This window comes from Halarcobacter ebronensis, assembly GCF_013201825.1.
Lineage (GTDB): Bacteria > Campylobacterota > Campylobacteria > Campylobacterales > Arcobacteraceae > Halarcobacter > Halarcobacter ebronensis.
Window position 1 is genome coordinate 1,561,363 of record NZ_CP053836.1, and the last position, 17,104, is coordinate 1,578,466.

A 17,104-nucleotide genomic window follows, 5' to 3' on the forward strand; every position below is an offset into this window, starting at 1 on the left:
AAAAGAGTAGGGAAGAGATATTTACTCTATCCCTACAGTTTTTTTAACAAGTGCTATTACTCTTTTTAGTTCATTGATTTCATCAATTGCTAATTTTTCATTGGTTCTATAGAATTTTGAATTTTCAATAATATTAACTTTAGACTCAACTCTATATATTGCAGCATTTCTCATCTCTTCATCCTCAATAAAAAGATATTTTTTGGGATCTTGGTTTATAACTCTTTTTAATCTATATTCAAAGAGAAATCTATTATCACTCTCTTCGTCAAAATATTTGCATAAAGAGCCATAAACTTCTTCTTTTGATGATTCATATCTATTATAAATTACGCTTGCATAATCATTTAAATAGGTATCATAATTACTATAATCAATAAAAAATTCTTTTAATTCTTTCTCTTTAATATCAGCAAGATTATTGAACTTTTTATTTATCATATGTTTTGCACATAAATAGACTATTTCATCACACTTATCTTGTAATTTATTTAGAAACTCTTCTATATTCATTTATTTATCCTTACAAATAAAAAAAGGAGTGATAAAAAATCACTCCTTTTATAATAATTCTAATTTTTAGATATTTTTATGAAATCTTTGGACCAGCAGAAGTAAAATCGTAATCATTCTCTAATGTCAAATATTTTTTAGCATAATTTTCAATATACATACCAGCTAGTTTGATAGCTGTTTCATCATACGACTCTTTATCTTCCCAAGTATTTCTTGGATTTAGAACTTTAGTCTCCACTCCACTTAATGTTTTTGGAATCTCCAAATTAAAAATAGGTAAAGTTTCAAAGTGTGAATTATGAATTGAACCATCTAAAATTGCATTTATACAAGCTCTTGTATTTTTTATGCTCATTCTAGAACCAATCCCGTAAGGACCACCTGTCCAACCAGTATTTACTAAATAAACACTTACATTGTGTTTATCAATTTTTTCACCTAATAATTCAGCATAAACTGTAGGATTTAAAGGAAGAAATGCTTCTCCAAAACAAGAACTAAATGTAGCAACTGGTTCTGTAATACCTCTTTCAGTTCCTGCAACTTTTGCAGTATATCCACTTAAAAAATAGTACATTGCTTGTCTTTTATCAAGTTTTGCAACAGGAGGTAATACTCCAAAAGCATCAGCACATAAAAAGATAATATTGTTTGGATGTCCACCCCTCATATCTTTTTTATGATTAGGAATATGATTTATTGGATAAGAAACTCTTGTATTTTCTGTTTTAGAACTGTCAGTATAATCTACAACACCATTTTCATCTGCTACAACATTTTCTAAAATAGCACCTTTTTTAATTGCATTATATATATCAGGTTCAGATTCAGCATCAAGATTAATAACTTTTGCGTAACAACCACCTTCGAAGTTAAATACACCATTATCATCCCAACCATGTTCATCATCACCTATTAAAGCTCTATTTGGATCAGTTGATAAAGTAGTTTTTCCCGTACCACTTAGACCAAAGAATAGGGCAGTATCTCCATCTTTCCCAATATTAGCAGAACAGTGCATAGATAGTTTTCCCTCTAAAGGTAACCAATAATTCATCATTGAGAAAACACCTTTTTTCATCTCACCAGCGTACCACGTACCACCAATAAGTGCAATATTCTCTTCAACATTGAATATAACAAAAACTTCTGAGTTTAACCCATGGCTTGCATATGCCATATCTACAGTTTTACAAGAGTTATAAATTGTAAACTCAGGTTCGAAGTTTTCTAAATCTTCTTTAGGAGGAACAATAAACATATTTTGAATAAAGTGTGCTTGCCATGCAATCTCTGTAATAAATCTAACTGATTTTCTACTATCTAATGATGCACCGCAATAAACATCAGTTACATATAAATCTTTATTATTTAACTGTTTTTTAGAGATTTTCTTTAAATCTTCATAAACCTCTTTTGATACTTTGAAGTTAATATCGCCCCAAGCAATATATTTATTTGAAGGATCTTGATTAACAAAAAACTTATCTCTCGGGCTTCTTCCTGTAAAGATGCCCGTATCTATCATTAATGCGCCCGTTGAAGAGATCTTGGCCCCTTCCTTCTCAACTGCATGTTGAATTAAAGTATCAACATCAAGATTCCTATACACTGTTCCTACATTATCAAGTCCAAGTGTACCTATGATTTCTGACATTTTATTCCCTATTTTTTTCTTATTTAAAAATTGATAATAATACACCGGCAGCTACGGCAGAACCAATAACTCCAGCAACATTTGGTCCCATTGCATGCATTAACAATACATTTGACCTATCATACTCTTGTCCAACTTTACTCACTACTCTAGCAGCCATTGGTACAGCAGATACTCCTGCAGCCCCAATAAGTGGATTTACTTTTGACTCTTCCGATGAAAATTTATTCATAATTTTTGCCATAATAACTCCTGCAGCAGTCCCTGCAGCAAAAGCTAATAATCCAATAACCATAATTCCTAAAGTCTCTAAAACTAAGAATTTATCAGCAGCTAGTTTTGAACCAACTCCTAATCCTAAGAATATAGTAACTATATTGATTAATGAATTTTGCATTGTATCAGAAAGTCTCTCAACAACACCTGATTGTTTTAAAAAATTTCCAAAAGCAAAGGCACCAATTAAAGGTGTTGATTCAGGTAAAAATAGAACAGCTAAAAAAAGAATAACAATTGGTAAGAAAAGATTCTCCAACTTATGTACTTTTCTTAATTTAGGCATTTTAATTCTTCTCTCTTCATCTGTTGTAAGAAGTTTCATAATAGGAGGTTGAATTACTGGTACAAGTGCCATATATGAATAAGCAGCAACAGCAATTGCTCCAAGCATCTCTGGTGCTAATCTATTAGCAATAAAAATTGATGTAGGTCCATCAGCTCCACCAATAATTGAAATAGCTGAAGCAGTTTGTAGATCAAATCCAAGCATTACTGCACCAACAAGTGAACCAAAAATACCAAATTGTGCAGCACCACCAAGAATTGCTGATTTTGGGTTTGCTAATAGGGGACTAAAATCTGTCATAGCTCCAACCCCCATAAAAATTAAAAGAGGGAAAAATTCATTTGCAATACCCATATTATAAATAATACCAAGCATTCCATGCGCTCCACCCATGTTTGCTAGTGGAATATTAGCTAATAATCCACCAAAAGCAATTGGTAGAAGTAATAGAGGTTCAAATCCTTTTGCAATTGCCAAATAAAATAGAAGAATAACTATTGCAAACATTATAATTCTACCCCATGATTGTTCAAATGCTGTCATTGGTCTTGCATCTGCAGGATTAGGTTCTGCTGTCATAACATCATCACTAGGATTTAATATAGCATTAATTCCTGTAGTTTCATAAAAAGAGGCCATTAGCTCTGTAATTGATTTTGGTTTATACTCATGTTTTACTTCTTGTGCACTCTCATTTGCAACCTCGTGCGTACTGTTTGCAAATGAGTTAGTAGTAAATAGTGCAAAAAAGAGTAATAGTATAAATGCCACTACTTTTTTATTCATTAAATTCTCCAATTTCCTTGTTTCAATTAACCAATTTTAGCTATTGTTTGACCCTCTTCAACAGGTTCACTAGCATTTACTAAAATAGCAGTAATTGTACCATCACAAGGAGCTTCAACATCAATTTCCATTTTCATAGCTTCTAAAATAGCAATAACATCACCTTGTTTAACAACATCTCCAACTTTCACATTTATTTTCCAAACATTTCCTGCAACTGTTGCTGGAACGTCAGCTCCATTACCTACTGGTGCAGGTGAAGAAGTTGTTTGAGTTGAAGTTTGAGATACTGGTGTTACTTGAATATCTGCATTTCCTTCTGCTACTGTTACATTAAATTTTTGCCCATCTACTACTACTGTGTAGTTTCCTGTTGCGTTACTCATACCTTTATTTTCTCCTAATACACAATTTTTGTCATTTTCACAAGTTGAATCATTGATTTTTCTAACATTTAAAGGACCATTCCCTTTTAAGAAAGCAATCCCTTTTTCGTCACAAGCTGCTGCAATAAATACATTTTCTTCAGTAGCTTCAATACCTTCTTCTTTTAATCTTCCTTCCCAATATGCCATAGTTTTTTTCTCATCTCTATCTGCAATATCAAGAGGATTTTCAGTTGTTGGTTCAAGTTTTAACTTCTCTGAAGCTAATTTTACAATTTGCTCATCAGGAGTAACTGGAGTTTTACCAAAGTACCCTAAAACCATTTTACCATAACCAGGAGCTATTTGTTTCCAAGGTCCAAACATAACATTTGCATAAGCTTGTTGCCAATAAAATTGAGAAACAGGAGTTACAGATGTACCATAGCCACCTTTTTCAACAACTTCTCTCATAGCTTTAATTACTTCAGGAAATTTTTCTAAAGTTCCATTATCTCTCATCATTTGAGTGTTAGCTGTTAAGGCACCACCAGGCATTGGTGAAAAAGGAATAAGTGGTGAAACTTGTGTAGCCTCAGGTGGGATAAAGTAGTCTTTTAAACAACTGTTAAGAGTCTCTTCATATTTTAGAATTTTTTCAATTTCTAAACCACCTAAATCGTAATTCATCCCTTTTACAGCATGCATCATAGTTAAAATATCAGGTTGTGAAGTACCACCAGATACAGGAGCAGCAGCTAAATCTATACCATCAGCACCAGCATCAAGTGCAGCTAAATAACATGCAACAGATACACCAGCAGTTTCATGAGTATGAAGTCTAATATGAGTATCTTCTCCAACAAGTTTTCTTGCCATTTTTATTGTATCAAATACTTTTTGTGGAGATGAAGTACCAGAAGCATCTTTAAATGCAATTGAATCAAAAGGAACTCCACTATCAAGAATATTTCTTAATGTTTTCTCATAAAAAGGTACATCATGCGCACCAACACAACCTGGAGGTAAATCCATAAGAGTTACAACTACTTCATGGTTTAAACCATACTTTTTAATGCATTCAGCAGAGTACTCTAAATTTTGAACATCGTTTAATGCGTCAAAGTTTCTAATAGTTGTTACCCCATGTTTTGCAAACATTTTTGCATGCATCTCAACTAGTTCTCTTGAACCAGTATCCAACATAACAGTATTAATACCTCTTGCTAATGTTTGTAAATTTGCCTCAGGACCAACAATTTCTCTAAATTTGTCCATCATCTCAAAGGCATTCTCTTGTAAATAAAAGAATAGCGATTGGAATCTTGCTCCTCCACCGAATTCAAAGTGCGTAATACCAGCCTCTTTCGCAGCTTCAACCGCTGGGAAGAAGTCATTCATTAGAACTCTACCTCCAAAGACAGATTGAAATCCATCTCTAAAGGTAGTGTCCATGACATCGATATATTTTTTAGCCATATATTTTAACCTTTAAGATTTTTGTGATGTTGTACAGCAGCTACGATAGCAGCTATTTTTGCAGTGTTGTTATTTGCAGTTGTAGTTTGTGACTTTGCAGGACTAACTTTTTTTTCTGGAAAATACTTTCCAATAATCTTTGCTTGAAATTTCAATGCATAGACCATTATAATAAGAAAAAGAAAAACTATTCCCATACCTAAAATCATGAACTTCACTGATTCAACAATTAAGTTTGTTTCCATATTACTCCCCGTGGTTACCATCGTGAATTAGTAATACAATTCTATATTAAAATAGCTTTAGTAAAATTTAGATTTTTCCCTATTTTAAGTAAATTTAATAATTTAAGATTTTTATTAGTTTTTATAATATTTTGTTACCACAAATTAGCAATAAATTGTCAATTTTATATAAAAATTTCATAATATTGTTTGTAGCCTTACCAATTTTTTGTGACATTTTATTCTCCTATTTTTTTCTAATTAAGAAATTTTATAATTTTTTGTAATTTATCTTGAAAAATATTGCATTTTGTAATATAATTTTAAAAAAGGAGTTTGAGATGTTAATTGTAAGCGAAATAATAGAGAAACTAAAAGATATCTTGAGTAAAGATGGAATAGCTGGAAAAGTTTTTGATAAAGATGTAGCTACCGCATTAGACCTAAGTCAAGTAAATTTTGCAACCATGAAAAACAGAGGGAAGATACCTTATTCAAATATTCTAGACTTCTGTGCCAGAAAAAAAATATCAATAAACTGGTTACTTTACAATCAAAACCCAGGCTCACTTGTAGACTCTACTGATAAATACTGGATTAGGTATTATCCAGAGATAAATGTTAGTGCTGGAGGTGGAGCTTATGAGAATGATGATAGTTATGAAAGTTTAGAAGTTCCTCAATATTTTGTAAATATGTTAGGAGGAAAAGAGAATTTAAAAAATATTGATGCAATAAATGTAGTAGGGGACTCAATGGAACCAACTCTAAACAGTGATAATATTATTTTTATAGATAAAAATAAAACTGATATTAGTAGAGATGGAATATATGCTTTTACTACAAATTATGGACTTTTTGTAAAAAGAATACAAAGAAGAGTAGATGGAAAATTTGATATTATCTCAGATAATAGAGATTATCCAATGCAAATTTTAGATAAAAGTGAACTTTTAATTGTAGGAAAAGTAGTTAGCTCTTTTGGTATGGTCTATTAAGACTAGATTAAAGAGGGCTCTTCTTGCTCAATTGAGACTTGGTCATAAAGTTCATCAAAACTAACACCCATAAAATATACTCCATTAAAAGGAATTTTTTTTAAAAAACTTTTTAAATTTGAAAGTGAATTTATAAAAGTATAGTCAATATCTTTATGGTCATCTATCTCTGTAGTTGTTAAGTATAAAATTTTTGCATATTTATATTTCTCTTTTAAATACTCAATCTCTTTTTCTATTAGCTCTTCATTCTCTTGGGCTAATAGGAACTTATCAGTCTTACCATAATCTGTGTGATTTATTAACTTGTCAATAAATATTGGTTTTAGTGGTGTGAATTTTTTTAGTTTATTTAACTCTGCATCAAAGCCTAAAAAACTATATACATCTAAAAACTCTTTAATATAAAGACTAGGTAGTTTGACTTTTGAAAAATATCTCTCTTTGTAACTAAATGTTGTTTCAAAAATAGAGTGTTCTATTAAGTTTTTTATATCATATGCTTTTGTATTAAAATTGAAATTTACGGGATAAATATCATCTAAATCTTTGTGACTAGAGCAAATGAGTGTATCATTTTCTTCTAAATCATCAATTACTTTAAAAAATTTTGATAAATCTTTTGGCACAAGTTTTATATTCGTATGAACTGTTGGTTTCTTTAAAATTTTAAAAAGTTCAAAACTTACATCATTACAATAAAATGCTGTAAGCCTGATATTTGATAAAAGATATCGTAAAAGTTTTTTTATAGTATCTTCAATAGATTTTACATATATCCAAGCAATTTCATTATCAATAATATCTATTTTCTCTTCTACAATTAGTGCAAAAGCCCCGTTTTTAACGGCAAAAGTTATATCTTCATCATTTTTAACAATGAAAAGATCTCCCTCTTTAACTCGTTTTGCATTAGTTTTTATTGAGTAGATAAAAGAGATTGATGGATGGTTTAATAACCTTCCATCAACAATGTCCAATATTGATGAGATTTGCACTAGCTTATTTTTGTCCCAGATTTTTTAGAAGTCTCAGGCCTAACAAGAGAGAGTCCATTTTCATCGCGCGCAGCTAAAAGCATACCCTCACTTAGCATTCCCATTAATTTAGCTGGTTTAAGATTTGCAACTACACAAGCTTGTGTCCCAACTAAAGAAGAAGCATCATAATACTCTTTAATTCCAGCTAAGATTTGTCTATTTCTTCCTTCTCCTAAATCAACTTGTAGTTTTAAAAGTTTACTAGATTTAGGAACCTCTTGAGCTTCTACAATTGTTCCAATTCTTAATGTAGTTTCAAAAAACTTATCAATTGTAATTAGATTATCTTCTTCTAAAACTGTGCTCTCATTTTTACAAGATTTCTCTTCAGTTTCTGTTTTAGATACATCAGTTGGTTTTGCTTGCTCTAGCAACAACTCTTCAATTCTTGGAAAAAGTTGTTCAACTTTTGTAATAGTTGTATCCTCTAAAAGCTCTTTGTTAACTAAAAGTTTTTTATATGTTACAGTATCTATTTTTATACCCAATGATGCAGCAATTTTTGAAATTTTTTCTGGCATTACAGAGTCTAAAAGTAGGGCAACTCTTGCCATGATATTAGTTATTAAAGCAACTAATGCCATAGCTTCATCCTCTTTGCCTTCTTTCATTTTAGTCCAAGGTTCATAATCTCCAATTGCCTTATTTGCAATAGTTAAAACTTTCCAAATATCTTCAAGGTATCTATTTAGTTGCATTTTGTAGATATAACTTTCAACATTTGCTAATATCTCATTTACTTCATCAAGCTCTTTTTTATGGAATCTCTCTACATCTTTTGAAGTAACTTTATAATCAAAATATTTTCCACTCATTCCAGAGATTCTATTAAGAAGATTTCCCAAATCATTTCCTAAATCAGAGTTAATTCTATCAATAAGTGCTTTTTGAGAAAAATCTCCATCTTGACCAAAAGGAACCTCTCTTAGCATAAAATATCTAAAAGCATCTAAACCATAAGCATCAGCTACCTCTTTTGGATTAACAACATTCCCTTTTGATTTTGACATTTTGTCTCCATCTCTTGTCCACCAACCATGTGCTGCAATATGTTCAGGAAGAGGAAGTTCTAAAGACATTAAAAAAGCTGGCCAATAGATTGAGTGAAATCTTAGAATATCTTTTCCAACAAGATGAATTTTTGCTGGCCAATAGTTCATATTTTTTTCATCTGTTCCATAACCAAGAGCAGTAATATAGTTCATTAAGGCATCTAACCACACATACATTACATGTTTTGGTTCATTTATAGATTCAGGAAGTTTAACTCCCCAGTCAAAAGAGGTTCTAGAGATTGATAGATCTTTTAATCCACCTTTTACAAAGTTGATAATCTCATTTTTCTTTGCTCTTGGTAAAATACAATCTTCATTCTCTTCATACCATTTTAAAAGTCTATCTTCATATTTTGATAGTCTAAAAAAGAAACTCTCTTCTTTTACAATATTTGTAGGTTTTCCACAGTCAGGACAAAATTGTTCATCAACTAGTTGTTTTTCTGTAAAAAAAGTTTCACAAGATACACAATAATATCCTTCATAATCACCTTTGTAGATATCACCTTTGTTATACATTGTTTCAAATGCTTTTTGAACTCCAATTTTATGCTCTTCATCAGTAGTTCTGATAAACTTATCATAAGTAATATCAAAGTCATCCCATAGTTTTCTAAATTTTCCTGAGATTTCATCTGCATACTCTTTTGGTGTTTTACCTCTTGCTTCTGCACTTTGAGCTATTTTTTGACCATGTTCATCTGTTCCTGTCAAAAGAAAAGTATCAGCTCCAATAAGCCTAGAGTATCTTGCAACTGTATCAGCAATAATTGTTGTATATGCATGCCCAATATGAGCAACATCATTAACATAATAGATTGGAGTAGTAATATAAACATTTTTGCAACTATTTTCCATATATAACCTTTTATACCTTTTTCTAATTAAAATTCAAATCCACCGCCAGAACCTTTATTCATAGATTCATATACAGCTAAAATATATCTTTTTCTAAGTTCACACTCAAAAAACTTATCACAAGGAGTACAAGAGTCTAAACCATTAGTTGTTTGACACTCATTTAATTCAACAAGTTTCAACTCAAGTTTTTCATCCCACTCGTCTAATCTTTGATTATTTTCCATACTCTTTATACACTTCTTTTACTCTTTTTATTTCATCTTTTGAACCAAAAAAACATGGAGTAGTATCATGAATATGTGTTGTTTCAACTTCAAGTACTCTTTTAAAACCATCAGTTGCTGCTCCTCCTGCAAACTCGTATGTTAAAGCAAAAGGGAAAACTTCAAAAAGCTGTCTCAATTTTCCTTTTGGTTTATCTGCTGTCCCAGGATATGAGAATAATCCACCACCTTTTAAAAGTATTTGATGTAAATCAGGAACCATTCCTCCTGAATATCTTAAATAATAACCATCATCAAACATCTCTTTTAAAAGTTTTCTATGGTGAGTTGGCCAACACATTTGTGTTGAACCAGTTGCATTTAAAATACCTTTTTCATTAAGGTTGATATCTGTTATAAATTTAAATTCCCCATCATGTAATCTATACATTTTTACAGAGTTATTTTGAGCAACAACCATCTCTATTCTAGGCCCAAAAACTACATAAACTGCTGCTATAATATTTTTTGCATTAAACTCATTTTTATAGATTCCATATATTGATCCAACTGATAAGTTTACATCAACTAATGAAGAACCATCTAAAGGATCATAAGCTATTAAATACTCTCCATTATCATGTAAAGGTACAATTGATTCTTGTTCTTCGCTTACAATAGCTTTAATTGAAGGAATTGTAGAGAAAATCTTTTCTATAATAATATCACTTGCAATATCAAGTTTTAATTGAGTATCTCCAGTAGAGTTTTCATTTTCACTCTTACTAGTATCTCCTTTATCTATTACTTTTTTAATCTCAATACTTGCATTTTCTATTGCTTTTAATATCTCTTCCATTACACTCTCTTTGCATTTATTTCTATCCAAGAGATTATCTCTTCTGGATTATTTAAATCAAGTCTATCAATATTTGTAGGTATTAAACTTCTTTCAATTGAATCATCATGAGCTATTGCATCTGTTACAGGAAAGTAAGATTCATCAAGTTTTCCTCTAAAAACAGAAATCCTTGGTAAGGGTAGAGTTTTTAATCCCTCTACTAATAAATAATCAAACTCTCCAAAAAGTCTAATAAGCTCTTCAATTTCTGATCTTTTATGACTAAATAGTGTTGTTCTTGTAGGACTTACCACAGCCACATTTGCACCTGTTTTAAAAAACTTATCACTATCTTTTCCTGGTACATCAAAAAATGCTTTATCTTTTGGATCATGCTTAACAATACAAACCTCAAAACCTTTTGCTTTTAAGATTTCTGAAACCTTTACAACAAGTGTTGTTTTTCCACTATTTGATGGTCCACTAAAGGCCACTACTAACTTTTTAAATTCTTTACTCATAAGGGGGATTTTATCCAAATGATGGTTAAAGTTACATTAGTGTAAAATAGCAAATATTAATTATTTGGAGCAATTTAAATGAATAAATTTCACTCAATCTTTTTACTATTTTCTTTAGTGTTTTTAACCTCATGTACAAATAAGAACTCATTGGGCTTTTCATATAAAAATGATTTTAATGCAAAATCAGTGCAAAATACAAAAAAAAGAGATATTGTTGTTAATAATGAAGTGAAATTTATGTTTTTTGTTACTTATTTAAATTTAGTGGATAATAAATACAATAACAATAATATTGATAGTTTTATTGTTGGCTTCCAAAATGTAGATAAAAAAGATTTTGATTTACAAAAAAGTGATTTTACTATTACTTCTAAATCTAAAGAAGAGATAGAAGAAATAGATGGGAAAAAAGTAAAAGTAAAAGATGAAAAATTTACTAAAGAGAATAATAATATTTTCATTGGAGAGAAACCAATTAAAATAACTAAATTGGATAAAGGATCAGATTTAGTAAAAAATATCTCTTTAAAGAATAACTGGGCTGAATATTATTTAGTTGAATTTAATGCTACAAAAAGTAGTAAAATAGTTTTAGATATAAAAAGTCCTACTTTTGAGACAAGTTTAATAAATTTTCAAAAATAGTATTTATAGTAATTTTATCTTTTCTTTTTGACATAAAATTATAATATAAACAATAATTTAAAAGAAACTCTTCAATATCTTTATTTTCTAAGGATTCAAATTTTATAAATAATTCCAATAAAGAGTCAGCTTTTGACTCTAAAATTAAGATATCATTTGAATCATTAAAGTATTTTAAATAACTTGTTAATACTCTTTTAAAATCTAAATTCATGCTATCTAAATACAAATTGGCATATTTTAAACTAAACTCTTCATTAAAAAGATCTACGTTTTCAAAAACAATATTTCTATTCTTTAATTCATTGGGATTTAATTTAAAAAGTCCTACTTCATTAAAATCTTCTGAAATATACTCTTTATTAAAATCTGATTTTATCTTTGCAATGGAATAGAGCAAGGCACCTTTTTTAATATCATAATCTTTTAATAATTGATGGATAAATTCAATATTTTTTGAATCTAAAGTATCTACTTCTTCTCTTAATAATTCTTTTGCATAATATGAATAAAAATCCAAATTATCACTTTGTGAAAGCTTTTTTAGTTCTTCCTCATCTTTTGTTATTAAATAAATCCAAAAACTAAACTTATCTAATATATACTTTTCTGTTGTGATATTTTTTGCCTCTTGCAAATATTTATATGCACTATTAAAATCATTTAACCTTATGGCATTTAAAGCTAAATAAAATATAGAATCCAAATCTAAGTTCTCAATACTTAAACCAGTTAAAGAGCTATTTAAAATATCCATATTGGAATCAGAAAGGGTTGTTTTTAAGAGTTTATTAAAATTGATTTTATCATTAATAATTTTTTCAAAAGTTGTTTTAGGGAATTTATAATTAAAATATTTTTCTCTAAAACTATTATCTACACTTAAAAAAAGCTCATAAAAAATATCTTCTCTTTGTGTAATTAGTTTTGTAAAAGGGATAGAAGAAGATAAAATGGCAATTTTTTTTGCAAAAAGAGGATACTTATCTTTCGTTTTTTGTATAATCATTTGCAAATCAATTAATGAAAGAGTAGAAGCCTTTTTTAAATCTAAGCCACTTACAATACAGTCTGCATAAGTACCAATAATTTCCTCTTTTGTCATATTTATACATTGTGCAACTCCAAAAGTTTCATCATGTCCAAATTTTTTTGCAAAGTTTTTAAAAATTGTTAAACTCATATTATCAAGATAAGATATTACATTGTATGCTTCATCACTTGTAATATTAGTTTTTAGATACTCATTAATAAAAAAGTCTCTTTTGATTCCCTTTTCTAACGTTGAAATATGGTTAATATCCAAGAGAAAAGAGGATTTTTGTTCTTCTTGTTTTAGATTAGATGATACTTCTAATGTCTCGTTTGCTAATAAAGATATAGCGCAAAGTGAAGATATTAGAAGTTTTTTCATTTATTACATCATTCCCATAAAGAGTCTTCCTAAAAATGTCTCTAAAAAGATAAGAACAAAGATAACAATAAGTGGAGCTAAATCCATACCGCCAACAACTGTTGGTATAAATCTTCTAACAAGTGCATAAGCTGGTTCAGTCAATCTATACAACATTTGAACAATAGGATTATAAGGATCTGGTCTTACCCAAGAGAGTAGGGCTGATATAATAATCACCCATTTGTAAAGGGAAATAACTGCCAAAACAACAGTAAATATTGAACTTAATAATGCATCTATCATTTTATAATCTCTCCTAGATAGTTTTTAGTTAAAAAATAGATATCAGAGATATCTGGACCTTCATTACAACCAGTTAATAGATATCTTAAGAGTTTTAGAACTATATTTTCATCTATTTTTGTATTATTTCTTATATACTCTTTTAAATCATTAAAACTGTCAAAAAATGGAGCTTTTTGAATAGATAGTTTTATCTCTTTAAACTCTTTTTCAAACTCTTTAATTGAACACTTAGAAGAGAAAATTAACTCAATTTTAGATTTTATCTCTTTTAAAGTACTTGCCTCACTTAAAAATAGTTTTGCTAGCTTTCCAATATCACTATCTGCAAAACCTAAAATTTTTGAGAGTCTCATATCATCTAAAGTTTCAAGATGTTTTCTATTTATCTCTTTTAGTTTATTAATATCAAAATTAACAGAACTAGCTGATAAGTTTTTTATATCAAACCACTTTATTGCATCTTCTAAAGTAAATATCTCTGTAGGAGTTTTATTCCCCAATAAAACGAGATAATTTGCAATGGCACTTGGTAAAAAACCTCCATCAATAAAATATTTAACAGAGTGTTTTTCATCATCTTTATTAAAATTTATATCTGTTAAATGAAGATATTTAAGCTCTTTGCCATAATTTAAAAGATTTCTAATATGAATCTGTTTTGGTGTATCTAAAATATGTTTTTCATTTCTAATTACTAAAGATATATCGTATAACATGTCATCAACTGCACAGGCATAATTATATGTAGCTGATTTATCATGATTTAATATAATAAAAGAGTCAACAGCAAATGGCTCGAAATTAAAATCTCCCTTTAAAAGATCTGCAAAAACAATATTTGAGTCTGGCATTTTTGCTCTTACTGTAAATGGTGCATTACAATTTAGAACTGTTTCATCAGACAAGCTTGCACAGAAACCATCATAATAAAAAGCTCTATTCTCTTTTTTTGCTTCCTGTTTTAACTCATCTAATTTTTCATCTGAGCAAAAACAAGCAAAAGCTTTTTTTTGACCCATTAATTGCATTGCAAGTTTTTGGTGATATTTTAAATTTTCACTTTGATATACAACTTGTGAAAAATCAATAGAAAAAAGATTTAAAAGCTCAATTATCTCTTTGTCATTGCCTTCAATGATATTTTTTTTATCTAAATCATTAACAACTAACATAAGAGGCTCATTTAACTGTTTTGATAATATATAGTTAAATATTGCAATTCTTAAATCGTTAAGCTGCAAACTATGCATAAGGCTTTGTGCAAATCTCAACAACTTATTTCCTTACTATTGAAAATGATAATTTTTCAATTTCATCATGTGTTTTTATATATTTATTCAAATCATCGAGTTTTAAATTCTCAATTTTCTCTAATTCTTTTTCATTATAATCTTGCTCTAAACCTCTATAAAAAAGAGTAAAAGCTCTATTTAATCTTTGCGATAATGTTTCTGTTCTAAGGGGTTCACTTCCAAGTAAAAATTTTTTTGCAGATTCTAACTCTTCAGCAGTAACTCCATTTTTTACAAATTCATTTACAAGTGAAACAACTAAATCTTTTGCCTCATTTGCACTTTCAAGTTTTGTTTGAAGATATCCAGTAAAATATGAGTATGATTTATTCACAGAAATATAACCATACGCAGAGTAAGCTAATCCTCTTTTTACTCTAATCTCTTCCATTAATCTTGAACCAAAGCCACTTCCACCTAAGATAAATGAAGCAACTTTTGCCATATATTTATCTTCATCTTTAACATCAACAAAGAATGGACTTCCAAAATATATATAAGCTTGTTGAGTCTCTTTTATAATCTCTTTTGTCTCTGATTTTTGTGATATTTTGATTTTTTTTGTTTTATTTTTGTTTTTTTCTGCTAAAACACTTATTGTATCACTAATTTTATTAACTATATCATCATAGGCAAAATCTCCACCTACAACAACAATTAAGTTATTTAAATCCAATGATTTAGTTAAAAAAGTTTTTATATCATTTAGTTTTATTTTTGATATTGATTCAATAGTTCCAGAAGATGGATTTTCCAATGCAGAGCCTTTAAAAATAATCTCTTTGAGATTTTTCTCTGCAATATAATCAAAATCATTCTCTTTTCTTTTTAATGATCCAATTTGAAGTGTTTTAAGTTTTTCTAAAACTTTTTCATCATAGTTTGGATCTTTTAAAAGCGTTTTAAGTAACTCTAAACTTTTTTCATGTACATCTTTTATAGAAGAGAGTTCAATAACTAAAGTTTCAAATCCATTACTTGCATGTAGTGAAATTGCAGAGTTTTCTAACTCTTCTGCAAATTTTGTAGTTCCTAGTTTTTTTGTACCTTCATTTAAAAGTTTTGTAGATAGAGATACCAATCCACTTTTATCTTCATCTTGCATATATCCTGAATTTGTAAAAACAAGCTGCAAATTTAAGATAGGAAGACTATTTTCCTTCTCAAATATTAGTGGTATTTCAACACCTTTTATATTAATATGCTTTATTTGAGCACCCATTAACATTCCTTGTAAAAATAAAAAAATTATTATTGATTTGAAAATTTTAATTAACATTAAAAACTTTAGAACCTCTCTAAAATTTCATAAGCTGTATTTCTTTTAGCTGGATTTTCTCCAACGTCTTTTATAAGTTGAATCATCTCATCTTGATTCATACAATTTGTTGCTCCTGCTGCTGCTACAACATTCTCTTCCATCATTGTACTTCCTAAATCATTTGCACCAAATTTCAATGCCATTTGACCTATATAACTTCCTTGTGTTACCCATGAACTTTGAATATTAGGAAAATTATCTAAATATATTCTTGAAACAGCAAGAAGTCTTAAGTATCTATTTGAAGATTGAGGTTTTAAATCAGGGATTTCCTCTTTTAGCTTTGTATTAGAACTTTGGAAAGACCACATAATAAAAGCTCTAAATCCACCTGTTTCATCTTGTAATCTTCTTATTCTATCCCAATGTTCAATAATCTCTTCATCTGTTTCAACTGTTCCAAACATCATTGTTGCAGTTGTTTTCATACCAATTGAGTGTGCAAGTTTGTGTATTTCTATCCACTCATCTGCATCAATTTTTTTGGGTGCAATAATATCTCTTACTCTATCACTTAAAATTTCTGCTCCAGCCCCAGGAATTGAACTTAATCCTTTTGCTTGTAATCTTTTTAAAACCTCTAATTTAGAGATTTTAGAGATTTTTGCAATAAAGGCAATTTCAATAGCAGAAAAAGAGTGTAGGGTGATTTGTGGAAATTTTGTATGAATATGTTCTACTAAGTCCTCATAATACTCTATTTTAAGTTTAGGATGAACTCCACCTTGCATAAGAATTTGAGTTCCACCAATTGCTAAAAGTTCTTCAATTTTTTTATCTATCTCTTCATAAGATAAAACATATGCATCATCATCTTTACCATGTCGATAAAAAGCACAAAACTTACAGTCTACCCAACAAACATTTGTATAATTAATATTTCTATCAACTACAAAAGTTGTGATTTTATCAGGATGAAGTAGTGCTTTTTTCTCACTTGCTAATTTCCCAAGCTCAACTAAAGAGGCATTTTTAATTAAATCTAAAGCCTCTTCATTTGAAATTCTTTTATCTATTATTGTATTCATTT

Annotated in this window: 17 protein-coding genes; 2 read left to right on the top strand and 15 right to left on the bottom strand. The window is 29.2% G+C overall.

Annotated elements, in window-relative coordinates:
- Positions 1-21 precede the first annotated feature (21 nt).
- From AEBR_RS07660 to AEBR_RS07680, 5 genes are all read right to left on the bottom strand, one after another.
- Positions 22-513 (bottom strand): hypothetical protein, encoded by a 492-nt coding sequence (locus tag AEBR_RS07660; RefSeq protein WP_129087711.1) that lies wholly within the window; start codon positions 511-513, stop codon positions 22-24.
- 76 nt (positions 514-589) lie between these two features.
- Positions 590-2,173 (bottom strand): phosphoenolpyruvate carboxykinase (ATP), encoded by a 1,584-nt coding sequence (gene pckA, locus AEBR_RS07665; protein ID WP_129087710.1) that lies wholly within the window; start codon positions 2,171-2,173, stop codon positions 590-592.
- A gap of 19 nt (positions 2,174-2,192) precedes the next feature.
- Positions 2,193-3,524: a sodium ion-translocating decarboxylase subunit beta gene (locus AEBR_RS07670; RefSeq protein WP_128978311.1), complete on the bottom strand. Its 1,332-nt coding sequence runs from the start codon at positions 3,522-3,524 to the stop codon at positions 2,193-2,195.
- 26 nt (positions 3,525-3,550) lie between these two features.
- Complete coding sequence (locus AEBR_RS07675; protein WP_129087709.1) at positions 3,551-5,368, bottom strand: biotin/lipoyl-containing protein; 1,818 nt, start codon at positions 5,366-5,368, stop codon at positions 3,551-3,553.
- 5 nt (positions 5,369-5,373) lie between these two features.
- The gene (locus tag AEBR_RS07680) at positions 5,374-5,613 is read right to left on the bottom strand and encodes an OadG family protein (RefSeq protein ID WP_128978308.1); all 240 of its coding nucleotides are present in this window, start codon (positions 5,611-5,613) and stop codon (positions 5,374-5,376) included.
- Between the two features lie 320 nt (positions 5,614-5,933).
- Between AEBR_RS07680 and AEBR_RS07685 the strand changes: the two genes are divergently transcribed.
- A complete protein-coding gene (locus tag AEBR_RS07685) occupies positions 5,934-6,590 on the top strand; it encodes a S24 family peptidase (protein WP_129087708.1) in 657 nt (218 codons plus the stop codon).
- 2 nt (positions 6,591-6,592) lie between these two features.
- Here AEBR_RS07685 and AEBR_RS07690 read toward each other — a convergent pair whose 3' ends face one another.
- The 5 genes from AEBR_RS07690 to mobB are packed head-to-tail and all read right to left on the bottom strand — an operon-like array spanning position 6,593 to position 11,111.
- On the bottom strand, positions 6,593-7,588 hold the full coding sequence (locus AEBR_RS07690) for a peptidoglycan synthetase (protein ID WP_128978304.1): 996 nt from the start codon (positions 7,586-7,588) through the stop codon (positions 6,593-6,595).
- Complete coding sequence (metG, locus tag AEBR_RS07695; RefSeq protein WP_129087707.1) at positions 7,588-9,543, bottom strand: methionine--tRNA ligase; 1,956 nt, start codon at positions 9,541-9,543, stop codon at positions 7,588-7,590. The genes AEBR_RS07690 and metG overlap by 1 nt, the downstream gene beginning before the upstream one ends.
- A 26-nt stretch (positions 9,544-9,569) precedes the next feature.
- Entirely contained in the window at positions 9,570-9,770 is a 201-nt protein-coding gene (locus AEBR_RS07700; RefSeq protein ID WP_129087706.1) for a hypothetical protein, read from the bottom strand.
- Positions 9,760-10,608: a class 1 fructose-bisphosphatase gene (locus AEBR_RS07705; protein ID WP_129087705.1), complete on the bottom strand. Its 849-nt coding sequence runs from the start codon at positions 10,606-10,608 to the stop codon at positions 9,760-9,762. Before AEBR_RS07705 ends, AEBR_RS07700 begins: the two co-directional genes overlap by 11 nt.
- Complete coding sequence (gene mobB, locus AEBR_RS07710) at positions 10,608-11,111, bottom strand: molybdopterin-guanine dinucleotide biosynthesis protein B (protein ID WP_128978294.1); 504 nt, start codon at positions 11,109-11,111, stop codon at positions 10,608-10,610. Before mobB ends, AEBR_RS07705 begins: the two co-directional genes overlap by 1 nt.
- Positions 11,112-11,189: 78 nt before the next feature.
- Between mobB and AEBR_RS07715 the strand changes: the two genes are divergently transcribed.
- Positions 11,190-11,759, top strand: coding sequence for a hypothetical protein (locus AEBR_RS07715; protein ID WP_172658876.1), 570 nt, complete (start codon positions 11,190-11,192; stop codon positions 11,757-11,759).
- Here AEBR_RS07715 and AEBR_RS07720 read toward each other — a convergent pair.
- From AEBR_RS07720 to AEBR_RS07740, 5 genes are all read right to left on the bottom strand, one after another.
- On the bottom strand, positions 11,722-13,173 hold the full coding sequence (locus AEBR_RS07720; RefSeq protein ID WP_129087893.1) for a lysozyme family protein: 1,452 nt from the start codon (positions 13,171-13,173) through the stop codon (positions 11,722-11,724). The two genes, AEBR_RS07715 and AEBR_RS07720, sit on opposite strands and share 38 nt — an antisense overlap.
- 3 nt (positions 13,174-13,176) lie before the next feature.
- Positions 13,177-13,458: a YggT family protein gene (locus AEBR_RS07725; protein WP_129087892.1), complete on the bottom strand. Its 282-nt coding sequence runs from the start codon at positions 13,456-13,458 to the stop codon at positions 13,177-13,179.
- Positions 13,455-14,735 carry a glutamate--tRNA ligase gene (gene gltX, locus AEBR_RS07730; RefSeq protein ID WP_129087891.1) on the bottom strand — a complete coding sequence of 427 codons (1,281 nt, stop codon included), beginning with the start codon at positions 14,733-14,735 and terminating at the stop codon, positions 13,455-13,457. The genes AEBR_RS07725 and gltX overlap by 4 nt, the downstream gene beginning before the upstream one ends.
- Position 14,736: 1 nt before the next feature.
- Positions 14,737-15,975, bottom strand: coding sequence for a M16 family metallopeptidase (locus AEBR_RS07735; protein ID WP_129087890.1), 1,239 nt, complete (start codon positions 15,973-15,975; stop codon positions 14,737-14,739).
- A gap of 65 nt (positions 15,976-16,040) precedes the next feature.
- Positions 16,041-17,102 carry a dehypoxanthine futalosine cyclase gene (locus AEBR_RS07740; RefSeq protein ID WP_420370938.1) on the bottom strand — a complete coding sequence of 354 codons (1,062 nt, stop codon included), beginning with the start codon at positions 17,100-17,102 and terminating at the stop codon, positions 16,041-16,043.
- Positions 17,103-17,104: the final 2 nt, after the last annotated feature.